This window comes from Pseudomonas sp. TNT2022 ID1044 (genome assembly GCF_028656895.1).
Lineage (GTDB): Bacteria > Pseudomonadota > Gammaproteobacteria > Pseudomonadales > Pseudomonadaceae > Aquipseudomonas > Aquipseudomonas reinekei.
The window spans coordinates 63,286-80,877 of the sequence record NZ_JAMDHB010000013.1; the positions used below are offsets into that span (position 1 = coordinate 63,286).

Consider the following 17,592-nt stretch of genomic DNA (forward strand, 5'->3'; position numbering starts at 1 on the left):
CGAAGGTCAGCGAAAAGACACCTCCCGATCCCTGTGGGAGCCGGCTTGCCAGCTCCACAGGGATCGGGCGGGTTTAAGAACTTTGCGCGGCGCCGCCTTCGAGCTTGCGCCACAACAACCGCACGTTGGCCTTACGCACGAGCGCGCAGCGGTACAAACGAATCTCCAGCGGTACATGCCACTGCGATCCACCGCACACCACCAACTCCCCACGCGCCAGTTCGGCGCGCACGCTGAGTTGCGGCACCCAGGCAATTCCGAGGCCTTCCAGCGCCATGCTTTTGAGGCTGTCAGCCATGGCAGTTTCGTAAATGGTGGTGAAGCGCAGCGCCCGTTGGCGCAACAGCAGGTTCACCGAACGCCCAAGGAACGCACCGGCGCTATAAGCCAGCAGCGGCACACTGCCCTCGCCTTCCAGGTCGAACAACGGCTTGCCGTCGGCGTCCGCGGCGCAGACCGGCAACATCTCGGTGTGCCCCAAGTGCAGAGACGGGAAGATTTCCGGGTCCATCTGCATCGCCGCATCCGGGTCGTAGAAGGCCAGCATCAAGTCGCAACCCCCTTCACGCAGCGCATGCACCGCATCGCCGACGTTGGTCGCGACCAGTCGCGTAGCGATGTTCAAGCCTTCGTTGCGCAGTTGGGCGATCCAGCGCGGAAAGAAACCCAGCGCCAGCGAGTGAGCTGCAGCGACTTGCATCACTTCGCCTTGCCCGCCTTCCAGATGATGCAGGTGGCGCAGTACTTCACCGAGCTGTTCAACCACGGTGCGTGCCGTCACCAGAAACAGTTGCCCCGCCGCTGTCAGCTCGATCGGCGTGCGCGAGCGATTGACCAGTGTCAGCCCCAACGCCGCTTCAAGGCTGCGGATTCGCCGGCTGAACGCCGGCTGAGTCACGAAGCGGCGTTCCGCAGCCTGGGAGAAGCTGCGGGTGGCGGCCAGGGCACTGAAGTCCTCCAGCCATTTACTTTCCAGATTCATCACGTCCTCCCGGACACGCACCAAATTAGGTCACACGCTCGCCATCAACGCGGCGTCACATCGGCATTATGCCGAATGTGCATAGGCCAGTGTTTAACAGCATTGGCCCAAAATTCTCCACAAGCCTAGCATTTGCAGCGTTCCGGCACAGACAGGGTCCATATCGAGATGATTTCTATCATGTCCTCCGCTGCATCTTTCCGCACAGAAAAAGACCTGCTTGGCGTACTTGAAGTACCGGCTCAAGCGTATTACGGCATCCAGACCCTGCGAGCGGTGAATAACTTCCGTCTCTCCGGCGTTCCGATTTCGCATTACCCGAAGCTGGTTGTCGGCCTGGCGATGGTGAAACAAGCCGCCGCTGACGCCAACCGCGAGCTGGGTCACCTGAGCGAAGCCAAGCACGCTGCCATCAGCGAAGCCTGTGCACGACTGATCCGCGGCGATTTCCACGAAGAATTCGTGGTGGACATGATTCAAGGTGGCGCCGGTACTTCCACCAACATGAACGCCAACGAAGTGATCGCCAACATTGCCCTCGAAGCAATGGGTCACGAGAAAGGCGAATACCAATACCTGCATCCGAACAACGACGTGAACATGGCGCAGTCGACCAACGACGCCTACCCGACCGCGATCCGTCTGGGTCTGCTGCTGGGTCACGACGCGCTGCTGGCCAGCCTCGACAGCCTGATCCAGTCGTTCGCCGCCAAAGGTGAAGAATTCAGCCACGTCCTGAAGATGGGTCGTACCCAGCTGCAAGACGCCGTGCCGATGACCCTTGGCCAGGAATTCCGCGCATTCGCCACGACCCTGGGCGAAGACCTGGCACGCCTGAAAACGTTGGCCCCCGAGCTGCTGACCGAAGTGAACCTGGGCGGCACCGCGATCGGTACCGGCATCAACGCCGACCCGCGCTACCAGCACCTGGCCGTTCAGCGTCTGGCCACCATCAGCGGTCACCCGCTGGTACCGGCGGCCGACTTGATCGAAGCCACCTCCGACATGGGCGCTTTCGTCCTGTTCTCCGGCATGCTCAAGCGCACCGCGGTCAAGCTGTCGAAGATCTGCAACGACTTGCGCCTGCTGTCCAGCGGACCACGCACCGGCATCAACGAAATCAACCTGCCGGCGCGTCAGCCAGGCAGCTCGATCATGCCAGGCAAGGTCAACCCGGTTATCCCGGAAGCTGTAAACCAGGTGGCGTTCCAGATCATCGGCAACGACCTGGCCCTGACCATCGCGGCCGAAGGCGGCCAACTGCAGCTGAACGTGATGGAGCCGCTGATCGCGTTCAAGATCTTCGACTCGATCCGCCTGCTGCAACGCGCCATGGACATGCTGCGCGAACACTGCATCACCGGCATCACCGCCAACGAAGCGCGCTGCCGTGAACTGGTCGAGCACTCGATCGGTCTGGTGACTGCGCTGAACCCGTACATCGGCTATGAAAACGCCACCCGCATCGCCCGTATCGCGCTTGAAAGCGGCCGCGGCGTGCTGGAACTGGTGCGCGAAGAAGGCTTGCTCGACGAAGAAATGCTCGCCGACATCCTGCGCCCGGAAAACATGATTGCTCCGCGCCTGGTTCCGCTTAAAGCCTGAACCGACGCGTTACCTGTAGCACCGCTCACCAGGTCGAGGGACTAGACACCTCTCACCTTTTGAGGGCTTGGAGATCAATCTCCAAGCCCTTTTTTTTAACCGTTTTCCAACAATGCAGAATCTGTGGGAGCCGGCTCCTACAAGAAACCGGCGTCGATAGAATCGGTGCATGCACCACAACCGTGCAGACGGATGGCACTCCCATCGGTATAGTGCCGCCCCTCTTCACGTGGGCGGTCGTCGGTAGCGAGACCTGAACCCATGCGAAACCCGAACTAATAACAAACCCGCGATATGAAACCGGGACGGACATCGACCCGCCTGTTGTGCCAAGTGCCAACTGATGTAACTCGATGTGTCTGACCGGCCAGCATTTGCCTACACAAAAAACAGCGAGGAATAATCCATGCTCGAAGTCATTAACGACTTCCTCTCAGGGAAAGTACTGATCGTGCTCATTGTCGGGCTCGGTAGCTACTTCACGATCCGCTCGCGTTTCGTTCAATTGCGTCACTTCTTCCACATGTTCGCGGTGTTCCGCGACAGCCTCAAAAGCAGCGCCGGGCAACTCAGTTCGTTCCAGGCCCTGATGCTCAGCCTTGCCGGCCGTGTTGGCGCAGGTAACATCGCCGGTGTCGGCATCGCCGTGACCCTCGGCGGGCCGGGTGCGGTGTTCTGGATGTGGGTGACCGCCCTGGTCGGTATGTCCAGCAGCTTTTTCGAATGCTCCCTCGGCCAGCTCTACAAGCGCTGCGACTCCGAAGGCCAGTTCCGTGGCGGCCCGTCCTATTACATCCAGCACGGCCTGCAAAAACGCTGGCTCGGCATGTTGATGGCGCTCCTGTTGCTGGTGACCTTCGGGTTCGCCTTCAACGGCCTGCAAGCCCACGCCGTGACTCACTCGCTGAACAACGCGTTCGGTCTCGACACGACTTACACCGGTATCGGCCTGGCCGTGCTGCTGGGCCTGGTGTTCATCGGCGGGATCAAGCGTATCGCCAAGGTCGCCGACCTGTTGGTGCCGGTGAAAACCCTGATCTACATCGGCGTGACCCTCTACGTGATCGTCCTGCAATTCGACCAGGTGCCGGGCATGTTGATGACCATCGTCAAGAGCGCCTTCGGTCTGGACCAGGCCTTCGGCGGCCTGATCGGCAGCGCCATCATCATGGGCGTGAAGCGCGGCGTGTTTGCCAACGAAGCAGGCCTGGGCAGCGCGCCCAACGTGGCCGCTGTGGCGTCAGTCGAGCACCCGGTGGCGCAAGGTGTGGTACAGGCGTTCAGCGTGTTCCTCGACACGTTCGTGATCTGCACCTGCACCGCGTTGCTGATCCTGCTCTCCGGTTTCTATACCCCGGGTTTCGAAGGCGACGGCATTGCCCTGACCCAGAACTCCCTGGCCGCCGTTGTCGGCGACTGGGGCCGGATATTCATTTCCGTGGCGCTGTCGTTGTTCGTGTTCACCTCGATTCTCTACAACTACTACTTGGGCGAGAACAACCTGCGCTTCATGATCGGTGAAAACCGCAAAGCGCTGATGGGCTATCGCGTGCTGGTACTGGTCCTGATTTTCTGGGGTGCCATCGAAAACCTCGGCACCGTGTTTGCCTTCGCCGACATCACCATGACCCTGCTCGCGTTCGTCAACCTGATCGCGCTGTTCTTGCTGTTCAAGGTCGGCATGCGCATCCTGCGTGACTACGATGACCAGCGCGCTGCCGGGATCAAGACCCCAGTGTTCGATTCGAGCAAGTTCCCGGATCTGGATCTCGATCGCCAGGCCTGGCCGGCGAATCCGCCAGCCGCCGCGCAGGCTCAGCCTGAGCTGCAGGGCGTGACCGCAGCGCAACGCTGATCGGTAAATGACGGGCGCATCCCATGCGTCCGTCAGTTAAAGTGCATTACCTGTGGGAGCGAGCCTGCTCGCGATAACTGTTATTGCGCCGACATTTATGTTGAATGATTAACCGCTATCGCGAGCAGGCTCGCTCCCACATGTCATCTCTTGTGGAGACCTCCAGATGATCCCCAATTCCTGCCCTGCCGCCCAGCACGTCATGGTGCTCTACACTGGCGGCACCATCGGCATGCAAGCCAGCGCCAATGGCCTGGCCCCGGCGTCCGGTTTCGAAGCGCGGATGCGCGAGTACCTGCACAGCCAGCCTGATCTCGTGGTACCGCAATGGCGTTTTCGCGAGATGTCGCCGCTGATCGACAGCGCCAACATGAGCCCGGCCTACTGGCAGCAACTGCGTGAAGCGGTCGTCGACGCCGTTGATGTGCAAGGCTGCGACAGCGTGCTGATCCTGCATGGCACCGACACCCTGGCCTACAGCGCCGCTGCCATGAGTTTTCAATTGCTCGGCTTGCAGGCCCGCGTTTGCTTCACCGGCTCAATGCTGCCGGCCGGCGTCACCGACAGCGATGCGTGGGAAAACCTCGGCGGCGCGCTGGTTGCCCTGGGCCAAGGCCTGGCGCCGGGCGTGCATCTGTACTTCCACGGCGAGCTTCTGGACCCGACCCGCTGCGCCAAAGTGCGCAGTTTCGGTCGGCATCCGTTCAAGCGGCTGGAGCGTCAGGGCGGCGGTGCGAAAGCGGCTTCGATTCCGGCCCGACTGAATTACAACCAATCCAGGCAACTGGCTAGCGTCGCGGTGTTGCCATTGTTTCCCGGCATCAGCGCCGAGGTGCTGGATGGCTTGTTCGCCAGCGGCATTCAGGGTCTGGTGCTGGAGTGTTATGGCAGTGGTACCGGGCCGAGTGACAACCCGGAATTTCTCGCCGGCCTCGGTCGTGCCCGCGACAAGGGTGTGGTCGTGGTCGCGGTGACCCAGTGCCATGAAGGTGGCGTTGAGCTCGATGTGTACGAGGCCGGTAGTCGCTTGCGTGGCGTTGGCGTGTTGTCCGGTGGCGGCATGACCCGTGAGGCGGCATTCGGCAAACTCCATGCGCTGCTGGGCGCAAATCTGGATAACGCTGAAGTACGACGCCTGATTGAGCTGGATATGTGTGGCGAGCTTAGCTGAACCCATACCTGCACGAACCTGACGCCGACACGCCATACATAATTACCACCCTCCCCAAATCGTGACTCCCTAGCATGGAAGCTGCCTTGAGGCCTCGCCTCGAGTCGCTTCCATTACTTTGAAACGCAGGGATGCACGATGAGTACACCAACCTCAACCTCCACACCAGACACCCCCGCTCGCTATAACCCGACCGATCTTCTGATCACTCAACTCAGTGTCGGACCCGACTTGCGTGACGTAGCGGCCGTGCTGTTACGCCAGCACTTGCGCAAGCTCTACCCCACGCTGGATCTCGACCCGAGCATCACCATGGTCGGAACGCCGACATGGGTACTCGCCAATGACGAAATCGTGGCCGGGCCTCCCACTTTCCAGGCACTGACCGACATTCTGGCCAATCAGCTCGTGCACAGCGTGCCGGCCCTGTACATCGAGGGCGAGCATTTTCTGGCCCAACAACCGATCACCGAGCCCGAGATTCACTTGCCGGTGCGCATCGACGAAATCGCCAACCTGATCAACTTGCTGGCACCGGTCATGCTCACCGCCTTTCAGGAGCAACAACTGGCGTTCTGGAATGCGCCCGAAAACGGTTCGCAACCACGTTGGCACGAGCTGTCCAGGTCCTTGCGCGAGGTCTGGAATATCGATCGGGTCCCGGGCTGGGACAACGATGACTGCGCGATGGCGCGATCTTTGTTTCTCGCTCCTGACCTTGCGAGCAGAAAGCTCAACGATCCCTACAAAAGCAACGCCTATCTGATTGGCATCGACCTGCTCGATAGCGAAAAGGTCACGCACCTGAATGAAGTGTCGATTGTCGTGCTGATCGGCACGCACAAAGGACGCACGATCATTCTTGCCCACTCCTTACTCAAGGGCTTTCAAAATTTCGACTCCCTTGAACAGCTCGGCGCCGAATTGCCGGAGCATGTCAGCACGGCCGGGCCCGCACAGAAAATCCAGTGGCGACTGTTGGAACCCCCGGGCAGCATTTTCGATTACCAGGCTTGCGCGCTGATCTCCATCCAGATCGACGTGATCGGCGCTTTAGATTTTTCCATCCCGGCCACCGCCAACCCGAACAAGCTGCCGTCCACCCCGACGCCTGAAGTGGATGACAGTGTGAAAAAAGCAGGGCCGGGCCTGGACTGGTTCAAGGATGCGCTGCCGGACTGGCTGAGCACGGCGTCGCTCTCGGATCTGAACAACTACTCGCGACATCTGAAGGATCTGGCCGCACTACACAGTCAGAACGCCGGCAAATCCTATCTGGACGGGATCCTGCCCATCCGCCAGTACGCGCTGAGCAAACTGAATGCATTACATGCCAGCAAACTCCTTGAACATGCCAAGGCTCTGCGCGAGCAGCCGGAGTTGGAAACGTCGCTGGAGTCGATCGAGCTACGGGTTAAAAGCCCCGTCATCTGGGGCACGTTCACCGTTCCAGGCAAGATCGATACCTTCAACTTCAGCATCGCCGATCTTGCCTTGCAAAACCTGATTGCATTGCCTCTGGGCGACAAGACGCTGCACTCCACCCGCGGCAAAACGCTACCCGCCTGGTTAACCGTCAAGTACATCGAGGACCTCATTAGCCGGGTCGATGTCGGCTCAACTTACCCGGCGCTGATCAAAAGCCATCTGATCGACAGCACGCCAGAGGCCACGCGCCGACAAACCCTGTTCAGCCAACACCTGCGCATCCAGCTACCGCTGCTGGCTTTGCAATGCAAGATTCGCGAAGAGAACGGCATCGACGCACGCGGGTACCGTTACGTCGTCGCCGTGATGGAACCCGAGACCGATAAGCGCGTGGTGGAAGGCCAGACCATCGTGATACGGCCGTTGACCTTCGCCCCCAAACGCCGCAAAGACGGCACACAGGACGAAGTCGCCAACATGTTCGTGATTGGCCCCGAGGATTCGGCCTCCGGCCCCTGCCTGCTTTATCGGCCGATGCTCGACCAGCCGCTGAGTCAATACCCATCGCCGAGCAACTTGCTGTACGCCATTCAGCAATCGCCCAGCCTGCGGGACACGATGCTGGCCTGGCTATCGGAAGACGTCAGCAGCGACTACGCCAATTACGTATTTCCAGGCTCGCTGCCTTCGCCCTGGACCATCACCGATTTTCTGGTCGACCCGGACAAGCTTACGACGATGACAGGGCCAATGAGCCTGGGCGGAAAAGCGCTTGAAGGCGACTTGCCCGAAGCCCTGTTCAAAGCCAACGCTCAGGCATTGGTGACACTCGCCGATCGCCAGTCAGTCTCGAACGCCGAAAACCGCTGGGCTAGCTTCAAGCAGGCGGGCTGGATGCTGTTCTATTCGGTTCTGCCGTTTCTGGGGCGTACCGTCGGTGTCGCAGCCTGGATCTGGCAAGTGATGGATCAGCTCCAGGAACTGCAGGAGGCCCATGAGCAAGAAGATACGCACGCACAATGGACGGCGCTGACGGATGTACTGCTCAATCTCGGCATGGCGATCACATTGCATATCACTACCCGCGCTAATGTGGACCGGCGTGTCGTGGGCGACGTGGCCACAACCGAAGCGCCCAAGCCGCTGGAATCGTCGACGAAAAAGTTCAGCATCGAGCAACTGAGCAAAAGCGCCCCCCATCAGGTGTCCAATCTCCAGCAAGTGGTCAGCATCAGTGGTGCCGCGAACCGAACGCCCGCGAGCCTCGCGACCGTGCTGGAGCATTTCAAGATCACTCGCCCCGAAGAACTTGGCACCGCCAACACCGAGGACGGCGCCTATAAAGACCTCTACAGCCTCAACAGCAAATGGTACGCCCCGGTGGGACAGAACTGGTTCGAGGTCACGGTGGATGAGAACGGCACCGTTGTGATCATCGATGCAAAGGAGCCTGCCCGTTCTGGCCCGGCCCTGGCCCACACTCTGCAGGGACAGTGGGTGGTTGATGTTCGCTTGCGCTTGCGCGGCGGAGGTTCGACAAGCCTGACCCACCTGGCCGAGGCCCAAGGCCAACGCAAGGCTACGCAACTGCGTACAAAACTCACGGCTTTCGAAAAGCGCAAGGCAACGGCACAGCAGGAACTTCAGAAAGCTCACCAGGCAATGAGCACCGCTACCGCTGACGAGGTTCAAGGCAAACGTAAACTCTACCTCCAGGCACTGGAATCCCAGCGAGCGGAATACGCCGCAGCACTGAGCAATCTCAAATCGCTGCATGTCTTTTCGCCGACGGCGGACTATCAACAAAAATCCCTTGGTTACCTCAAGGCTCAACTGGAACTGATCCAGGCCGGTATTGGCGAAGCGCTCACTGTCTTCACGCCGAAATTGCGCGCCGCTCTGAATCAAATCGAGCGTCAGTCCGAGGCCCGGCATGATCGTCAAATCCCGGCAGCTCGACAGTTGATCGAGCTGAACCAGGACATGATCGCGCGCCTGGAGCAGATTCAGGAACGCTTCATGGAGCTCAAGCACCTCGAAAAAGAAGGGCTGCGGGTGATTCAGAACAGCCGATCAAAACTCCCCGGCTATTCACTCGATGACCTGAAGGCCCTCCAGGTGACACTGGCGCGCAACGTATGCCTGCCGGAAAATTCGGTGGCGACGGCGACCGAGGCCTGGCTCACCATCGACCAGATCGTCGACACCGCCGACATTGTCGTGCAAACCCTGCGCGACACTCTGAATGAACGCAGCGTCAACCGGCTCGACGAGCGAATCGACGCCCTCAACGATCTGATCGAACAGTTCAGCGTTATCGATGAGCGCTTGCTGGACTTCAAGACAACGTTCTCTGCGCAAGCGGTGGAAGAGCCGATAAAACAGCTTCGCCAGCAGCTCGACGAATTCCGCCAGCGCGCCGAGCGCCATCTGGAGTTGGTGCTCGACGAGAGGGAAATACTCAGAAGTCGCCCTGCACTGCCGCTGCAACCACCAAGGCCAAACAGACAGTTCATCAGGACGCGTTACAACGGTGTTCTCATCGGCGAGCCGCGCCTGTCAGACCAAGGGCTGGAGACCAACCTGGTCGATATCAAGTCGCCCCTCACCGATAAGGTCATTGCCACTTTCCATCAGAAAACCCCGGGGGTCTGGGTCGAGCGAGTCAGCCCGCCCAAAACAGCCACCGCGGCACCGAACCTTGAGACCAGCCTCAACAAGGGCCAGGCTCTGCTCGACTCGCTGACAGCGTTTAATACCCGCATGGCCGAATACATCAAGCAGCCAGGCCGCTCACCGGGCGGGATCGAATACCTGTTCCACCAGTTCGCCCAGCAGATGGAGCAGACCAGCAGCGCCATCGAGCAAGCCTTGACCGACAGCAACGCCACGGAGAGCCATACTCGCTCGGCCGCTGTCGTCAACAAGGCACTCACCGAGACCGCGGAAAAACTCTACCAGCAAGCCAGCGACAACATGCTGACGATGCTCAAGCAACAGCCGCCGACAGTCCCGGGCGTTGAGTGGCTCAACAGCAACAAGGCGATCAGCGTTGCAAAAACCGTCACTCGACGTCGCCTCAAAGGCGGCAAGGTGCTGTACCTGGATGAGTACACCATCAGTGACCGCAAAACCCGGCAAATACTCTGGTATGCACACTTTCTGTACTCGACCTCCTGGGTGCCGGCCAAATCCTTCGTCTACGCCCGCTTGAAAAACCCCATTGAACATGGGCTGGGGATGGCCGCCGACTCCACTCAAGGGCTGAGTGGACCGCAACGCGTTGCGTATTACCGCAGCATGATCGGGCTGGAGCAGGCCAAGCGGCTGTTTTTCAGCGCGACTTGAGGCATCTCCGGTGTTGGCTTTTTGCTAACGTGCAAGCGCCCTTGCGAAAGCGAGGGCGCTGAATCACGGCACGCTACTTGCTCCATCCCGATCAAACAAATGACGGGTACCGCCCATGCTCCACTCACACCTCACGACGCTCAACGCCGTCTCGCTGATTCTTAACACTTTCAAGGCCGAGGGTCTGTCCAGCGAGGCGCTGTTGGCCGGAAGTGGCATCAGTGCTGCGGATCTGAACCGCGCCGACACGCGCATCACCACCAACCAAGAGATGCAGGTGTGCGCCAATGCCGTCGCACTCAAGCGTGACATTGGCCTGGAACTGGGGCGACGGATGCACGTTTCCTGCTACGGCATGCTCGGTTACGCATTGCTCACCAGTGCCACCTTCGGTGACGCTTTGCGATTGGCGATGCGCTATCCGGCGCTGCTGGGAACACTTTTCGAACTGAGCCTGGAAGAGGATGGCGAGCGTATCTGGTTCGTCGCTGCCGATTACCGCGAGAGTCCGGCCATGGCGGTGTTCAACGCCGAGTTCTGCCTGGTGTCGCTGAAAGTCACCTGCGACGACCTGCTCGGGCACCCGCTGCCGCTGCTGGCCGCACGCTTCGAGCATGCCGCGCCCGACTATGAGGCAACCTACGCCGAGCACTTCAACTGCCCATTGCACTTCGGGGCACGGGATAACGCCTTTGCCTTCGACAAGCGCTGGCTCGACCAGCCATTGCCACTGGCCGACGTCATCACCCATCAAGCCATGGCCGAACGTTGCCGCAAGCAGAACCTGGAGTTCACCGGACGCCAGGCCTGGCTGGGGCGAATTCGGCAATTGCTCCGCGCACAGTTGAATGCCGCGCCGGGGCTTGAAGGCCTGGCCGAGCAGATGAACTGTTCGGCGCGCACCTTGCGCCGGCATCTGAAAGATCTGGGTTGCAGTTATCAGGAGTTGCTCGACGAGCTGCGTTTCGAGCAGGCCAAACAAATGCTCTGCGAAGATCAGTTGCCGATCTACCAGATCGCCGAGGCCTTGGGCTTCAGCGAGACTGCGAGTTTTCGCCACGCGTTTGTGCGCTGGAGTGGTGTGGCGCCCAGTCAATTCCGTCCGCAGCACCGGCCCCTGTAGGCGCTGGCTTGCCAGCGATGAGGCCGGTACATCCGACGCACCTCCATTGACTCGAACATTGCTTTCGCCAGCAAGCCGGCTCCTGCAAATGCCTGCGCTGAGAAGGGCGAATTTCGGACAGGTTTTTTGGCCGTATTGATCCCCTTTTGGCCTTTCCTGCCGTTTTCGAAATCCATCCGCGCCGCAAGACTGTGTGCAATCGAACCCGCCTGCGGAGAACAACAAAATGCTGACGATCTACTCGGACGATCACCACCTGCACCACGGTCGTTGCGAACTCATCGACGGGCAACTCAAGCCCTGCTTCGAGATGCCGTCCCGTGCCGACCATGTGCTTTCGCGGGTGCAAAAGCAGAACCTCGGCCCCGTCGAAGCGCCGAAGGATTTCGGCCTCGACCCGATCGCGCGTATCCACAGCCGCGATTACCTCGACTTCTTCAAAGGTGCCTGGGCCCGCTGGACCGAATTCAACACCGACGGTGACTTGCTGCCCTACACCTGGCCGGCTCGCACCCTGCGGCGCATCAAACCCACCAGCCTGCACGGCGAACTCGGCTATTACAGCTTCGACGGCGGCGCCCCGATCACCGCTGGCACCTGGCAGGCGGCGTACAGCGCAGCGCAAGTGGCGTTGACGGCTCAAGCTGAAATCCAGCGCGGCGCCCGCTCCGCCTTCGCCCTGTGCCGTCCACCGGGACACCACGCCGCTGGCGACTTGATGGGTGGTTATTGCTACCTCAACAATGCCGCCATTGCTGCCCAGGCCTTCCTCGACCAGGGTCACAAAAAGGTCGCGATCCTCGACGTCGATTACCACCACGGCAACGGCACCCAGTCGATTTTCTACGAGCGCAGCGACGTGCTGTTCACCTCGATCCACGGCCACCCGGAAGCCGAGTTCCCGTTCTTCCTCGGCTATGAAGATGAGCTGGGCGAAGGCACCGGTGAAGGCTTCAACTTCAACTATCCGTTGCCTGCCGGCAGCGGCTGGGACACCTGGAGCGCAGCACTGGAACAGGCCTGCAAAGAGATCGAAAGCTACGGCGCCGACATCGTCGTCGTGTCCTTGGGCGTCGACACCTTCAAGGACGACCCGATCTCGCAGTTCAAACTCGACAGCCCGGATTACCTGGCCATGGGCAAGCGCATCGCGAAGCTCGGCGTGCCGACGCTGTTCGTGATGGAAGGCGGTTATGCGGTGGAAGAGATCGGCATCAACGCCGTGAACGTTCTCGAAGGTTTTGAAAGTGCTTGATGAGCAATCATCAGGATGAAAGGTCTCAAGCGTTAACCGCTGTCGCAGGCTAGCGAACGTGCTCTACCGGGGCCTGGACCCGGAACCAATCCGGTACCTGATCCCGCCGTCGTCACCAGGACCTGCGCTTGCGCAGGTCTTTTTTTGCCGACGATATTTATTTACCGCCAATGCCGCTGTACCCGTCGCTACCTTGCAATGGATCGCGCACCGAACCTTTCTCGGTGCCTGCTGCCCTCACAAAGGATGTGACCATGACAGATACTTCCAGCCCTCCTTCCGAAACCGGCCTCCCCACTGATCAAGACGCCCTGCTCACCCAATTGGTGGCTGGCCCCTCGATCAGGGAAGTCGCCACCCATGCCCTGCAACCCGCCCTCAAAACCCTGTACCCGCTACTGTCTATCGACCCGCGACTGGCGATGGTGGTAACACCCTCCTGGACCTTCCACGACCAACGCGTCGTCCCCGGGCCACGGCACTTCGAATCGCTGACAGATGCCTTGGTCCGCCACAGCGTTGCGGGCACATCGGCGGTCTACCTCGATGGCGAGCACTACCTCACCCTGCAACCTCAGGAACAGACGCCGGTGCAACTGCCCGTGCGCATCGACGCCATCGGACAATTGCTCAATGAATTGGCGCCCCTGCTGTTTGTCGCGTTTCAGGAACAGCAGGTCGACTACTGGAACCAATACACCCGTGCCTCGGCCCCGCGCTGGCAGGGATTGTCCAAATCCCTGCGCGAATTGTGGAACATCGATACGAACCCGAAATGGAACAATGACCTCAGTGCGATGGCCCGCAACCTGTTCACCTACCCCGAGAAGAGCGCGCGAACGCCGCACGACCGCTACCGATCGCGAGCATGCCTGATCGACCTGGACGCGGGAGTTTCGACACACCTCAACATTCTCGACATGGCGGTATTGATCGGAACCATCGGTACCCGCACCTTGATTCTCTGTCACACGATTACCCGCGGTTTCCAGGCTTACGACTCTTTGCAGGAACTGGGCGCGTCCCTGAAGTCGTACGTCAATGAGTCAACACCCGGCAACACCCTGCATTGGCGGTTGATCGAACCCGAAGGCAATTACTTCGATCATCTGGCGTGCAACCTGATCGCGCTGCAGGCCGACTCAATTGGCGCCTTGGCAACCGATACTGCCGCCGTGAATCCCGACCTCGCGCCGCACATCAGCCGCACGACGAACGAACTCGACCCGACGGACAAACAGGCGCCTTCACGGTTCAACCGCGTCGAGCAATCGCTGCCGGACTGGATGGCCAACGCATCATCCGTTGACCTCACCGCGTATAGCCGTCATCTGATGGATCTGGCGCAGGTACAGAGTCAGAACGGCGGGCAGTCCTTTCAGGACGGTATCAAGCCAATCCGCGAGTTCGCGCTGGATCAGCTGCGCGATGCCATGATCAAAGAGCATTCCGACGCCGCAAAGCTGAACCTGGCGGACATCGAAATCGTGGTCGACAGCGTGGTGGTGTGGGGCAGCTTTACGCCGCTGGTGGAACCCGAACGCACCACCTTGGGCCTGGTTGACCTGGCGTTGCAAAACCTCATCGCCTTGCCACTGGGCAACAAATCCGTGCGCAGCACCAGCGCCACGGCGTTGCCGGCCTGGATGACGGTCAGTTACCTGGAACAGCTGATCGTCAGCGTCGACATTGGCAAAACCTACCCGGAGTTGATCAAAAGCAAACTGCGCGACGATCCGTTGGACAGCTTGCGTCGCCAGAACCTGTTCACCAGCCATTTGCGCGTCGAATTGCCGCTGCTGGCCTTGCAGCAGAAGATTCGTGCGCAGCACGGGATCGATGAATTGGGTTACCGCTATGTATCCGCCGTAGTCCAGGTGCTCGACGCCAAACGTTGGGTGGATGGCCAGGAGATTGTCATTCGCCCTCTGGCGTTCAAACCCGGCTGGCGCAGCGGAAACTCGACCGACGAAGTCGCCGACATGTTCGTGATCGGGCCACGGCAAATGGACAAGGGACCGTGCCTGCTTTACCGGCCGCTGCTCAATCAACCCTTGAGCCAATACCCGACACCGGCCAACCTGATCTATGCCATCAAGCATTCGCCGACATTGCGCCAATCCGTGCTCGCCTGGTTGCCGGACTCGGCGCGCGCCAACTATGCCAATTATGTGTTCACCGGCGACCGGCCTTCGGTGTGGTCCCTCTCCTTGCTGTTGGCCGACCCGCTGACGTCCCTGCAAATGAGCGGCACGCTGGCCCTGGGCTCTCAAGTCATCGCCAACGATTACCTGGCGGCCTTGTACAAGGCGAACGTCGATGCGCTGGTCGAACTGGCGAAACGACAGTCGGTATCCAACACGCAAAATCGCTGGAACACCTTCAAGCACGCGGGCTGGTTGATCTTCAACGCGGCGTTGCCGTTTCTCGGCCGAACAGTCGGGACCGCCGCCTGGATCTGGCAAGTGCTCGATGACTTGCAGCAAACCCTCGATGCCGGGGAAACAGGCGACAGCGAACAACAGAAAACCGCCATGACCGACCTGTTGCTGACCCTGGCCATGGTCCTCGCCCACCGCGCCAGCGCGCGTAAACCGACCACACGTGCATTAAAGGAAAAGACGCCACTGACCAAGGTCGTCGAACCCGAAGAAAAACCGGCAACAAGTCCCGTGTCCTTCACTCAACGGCCGGATGTCGTCGGCGAGCCTCCGGTGCAACATCACATTTCAGTATTGACCGACACCGCATTGAGCCTGAACAAAACCCTGGATCGCTTCTCCATCACCCGCCCGGAGCAACTCACCCCACCCGCTGGCGAAAACGGTGTCCATCGCCATCTCTACCATCACCAGAACAAGTACTACGCCCCGGTGGGTGAGCGCTGGTTCGAAGTGGCCGTGGAAGATACGGGGCAAGTCTCGATCATCGACACTCGACAACAACCCGTGCGCAGCGGCCCTGTGCTGGTCAGCAATCGACAGGGCGAGTGGTTCGTCGATACGCGCCTGCGCCTGCGCGGGGGCGGTCTGTCGAGCCGGCGCAAGGCGCTGAAACAGCAGAATCAAAAACGCGTCGCCGAACTGAAAAAGCAGTTGGCCGAATTCGACAATGAGCGGGAACGGGCACGCAAAGAGCTGACGGACGCTCACAACGCCATGAAATCGGCCAGCGGCGACGCACTGCTGACCGCACAAACGCAGTTCCTTGAGACGCTCGATCGCCGCACCGAGGAGTACGCGCTGCCCATTGCACAGCTGAAATCGCTGAACCTGCTTGATACGGTTCCCAATTACCGTACCAACATGGTCGAGATGATCGGTACGCAACTGTTCTTCAACCAGACGTGGCTCGATCAACGCAATGCGACCTTCGCTCAGACGCTGCGGGAAACCCTGGCGCTGCTGGAGACTGAGGAAACGGCCGAGGACGGAAGTAACCGTCCTACTTATCAAAAAATGATCGACCTGACCGAGGGCATGATCGGCAAAATCGAGTTTGCCCAATCACGTTTCGAAGAGTTGACCCGGCTGGGTCGAAGTGCCGCCGAGATGGCCAGCAGCTACCGGGCAAGATTACCGGCGTTCAGCCTTGTCGATCTCAAGGCGCTCCAGGTTTCGCTGGCCCGTGAGGTCTGCTTGAAAGAGCCGAGCAGTGCTGCGCCGGGCCAGGCCCAGATTGAATTCACCCGGCTGCTCGACACCACCAATCTGGTGATCCAGACCTCCCAGGAGCTGATGCTGGAGGGCGGAGCGTGGATTGCCGGAGAACGTATCGAGGAGCTCAGCGGGATGCTGGAACAATTCGCCGCCATCGACCAGTCATTGGAAGACTTTGCTCTAAGCCACAAAGAGGCGGTACTGGAGCAGCCTTTCACACATCTTCGAAGACGGGTCGGTGAATTCCAGCGGGACGCCGAGAGCTACCTCGCCCAGTTGCTGCGAGAGCAAGTGCCGCTGGAGCCCCGGCCCGGCCCATCAAGGCCCGCATCGGCATCGCGTAAACGGGTCATCAAGACACGCTTTCGCGGCACCGTCGTTGGCGAGGTACGTCCATCGGCTCCGGGACAGCCGATATTGCTGGATGTGAAGGCCCCCCTGACCGGCAATGTGATCGCTACCTTTCACGAAAAAACGCCCGGGGTCTGGGTCGAGCGGGTTCAACCCAAACGCAACCGTCCGGCCGTAATAGCCCCTGCACTGGACGCGCAAATGGCCCAGGCCCGGACGCAGCTCGACGGGGTGGAGAGTTTCATCCTGCAAACCGAAGCGACCGGGAAAAAACCTGGCCGAATCCCGGTGGAAATCGAAGAGCTGTTCCAACACAAAGCCGACCAGCTTGCCGAGAGTGCCAGGCACCTGGTGCAGGCCCGTACGAACAGCATCGACGAGCCGCCGAGCCTGATTTCGGAACTCAAACAAGCCAGCGAGCGGCTCTACACCGAAGGGCACCGGGTGCGCGTCGAGATGATCAAGCGACAACCCCCCACAGCGGTCCGTGTCCAATGGCTGTTGAGCAAAAATGAAATCGACATTGTGTCTGGTGGTGATCGACGACGCCTCAAAGGCCCGCGCAAGGATTACTTGAAGGAGTACGAAATCCGCGAGCGCAAGACCGGGCAAACGTTGTGGTACGCGCATTTCCACTACGCGAGTCAGGACGCGCCGATCGACATGTTCACGGCCGCCCATTTGAAACTGCGGGATCAACGTCTGATGGCCGGCGCATTCGACTTGCGCACCGCCACCAGCAACCCGCAAGTGATCGCCATCTATCGCAGCGAAATCAGCCCGCAACTGGCGCGGTCCCTGTTCTTTTCGTGAGC

General features: G+C 60.1%; 8 protein-coding genes. 7 read left to right on the forward strand and 1 reads right to left on the reverse strand.

The window, feature by feature from the left end; all coding sequences use genetic code 11:
- Window positions 1–73: 73 nt before the first annotated feature.
- Window positions 74–982 carry a LysR substrate-binding domain-containing protein gene (locus tag M5G20_RS17470; protein WP_273920116.1) on the reverse strand — a complete coding sequence of 303 codons (909 nt, stop codon included), beginning with the start codon at window positions 980–982 and terminating at the stop codon, window positions 74–76.
- Between the two features lie 180 nt (window positions 983–1,162).
- Here M5G20_RS17470 and aspA point away from each other — a divergent pair, with 180 nt between their 5' ends.
- The 7 genes from aspA (at window position 1,163) to M5G20_RS17505 (ending at window position 17,590) form a co-directional block, all read left to right on the forward strand.
- Window positions 1,163–2,587, forward strand: coding sequence for an aspartate ammonia-lyase (gene aspA / locus M5G20_RS17475; protein WP_034149344.1), 1,425 nt, complete (start codon window positions 1,163–1,165; stop codon window positions 2,585–2,587).
- Window positions 2,588–2,993: 406 nt separating this feature from the next.
- Complete coding sequence (locus M5G20_RS17480; protein WP_273920117.1) at window positions 2,994–4,442, forward strand: alanine/glycine:cation symporter family protein; 1,449 nt, start codon at window positions 2,994–2,996, stop codon at window positions 4,440–4,442.
- Window positions 4,443–4,608: 166 nt separating this feature from the next.
- Window positions 4,609–5,613 carry an asparaginase gene (locus M5G20_RS17485; RefSeq protein WP_273920118.1) on the forward strand — a complete coding sequence of 335 codons (1,005 nt, stop codon included), beginning with the start codon at window positions 4,609–4,611 and terminating at the stop codon, window positions 5,611–5,613.
- A gap of 138 nt (window positions 5,614–5,751) precedes the next feature.
- Window positions 5,752–10,389, forward strand: a complete 4,638-nt coding sequence (locus M5G20_RS17490; protein WP_273920119.1) for a dermonecrotic toxin domain-containing protein — start codon at window positions 5,752–5,754, stop codon at window positions 10,387–10,389.
- A 115-nt stretch (window positions 10,390–10,504) separates the two neighbouring features.
- The gene (locus tag M5G20_RS17495) at window positions 10,505–11,512 is read left to right on the forward strand and encodes an AraC family transcriptional regulator (protein WP_273920120.1); all 1,008 of its coding nucleotides are present in this window, start codon (window positions 10,505–10,507) and stop codon (window positions 11,510–11,512) included.
- 226 nt (window positions 11,513–11,738) lie between these two features.
- Window positions 11,739–12,767, forward strand: coding sequence for a histone deacetylase family protein (locus M5G20_RS17500; protein WP_273920121.1), 1,029 nt, complete (start codon window positions 11,739–11,741; stop codon window positions 12,765–12,767).
- Between the two features lie 254 nt (window positions 12,768–13,021).
- Complete coding sequence (locus M5G20_RS17505; protein ID WP_273920122.1) at window positions 13,022–17,590, forward strand: dermonecrotic toxin domain-containing protein; 4,569 nt, start codon at window positions 13,022–13,024, stop codon at window positions 17,588–17,590.
- Window positions 17,591–17,592: the final 2 nt, after the last annotated feature.

Bases quoted from the DNA above. Each gene is read 5' to 3' on its own strand.
- M5G20_RS17470 (WP_273920116.1), bottom strand. From the start codon at position 982: ATGAATCTGGAAAGTAAATGGCTGGAGGACTTCAGTGCCCTGGCCGCC.
- aspA (WP_034149344.1), top strand. From the start codon at position 1,163: ATGTCCTCCGCTGCATCTTTCCGCACAGAAAAAGACCTGCTTGGCGTA.
- M5G20_RS17480 (WP_273920117.1), top strand. From the start codon at position 2,994: ATGCTCGAAGTCATTAACGACTTCCTCTCAGGGAAAGTACTGATCGTG.
- M5G20_RS17485 (WP_273920118.1), top strand. From the start codon at position 4,609: ATGATCCCCAATTCCTGCCCTGCCGCCCAGCACGTCATGGTGCTCTAC.
- M5G20_RS17490 (WP_273920119.1), top strand. From the start codon at position 5,752: ATGAGTACACCAACCTCAACCTCCACACCAGACACCCCCGCTCGCTAT.
- M5G20_RS17495 (WP_273920120.1), top strand. From the start codon at position 10,505: ATGCTCCACTCACACCTCACGACGCTCAACGCCGTCTCGCTGATTCTT.
- M5G20_RS17500 (WP_273920121.1), top strand. From the start codon at position 11,739: ATGCTGACGATCTACTCGGACGATCACCACCTGCACCACGGTCGTTGC.
- M5G20_RS17505 (WP_273920122.1), top strand. From the start codon at position 13,022: ATGACAGATACTTCCAGCCCTCCTTCCGAAACCGGCCTCCCCACTGAT.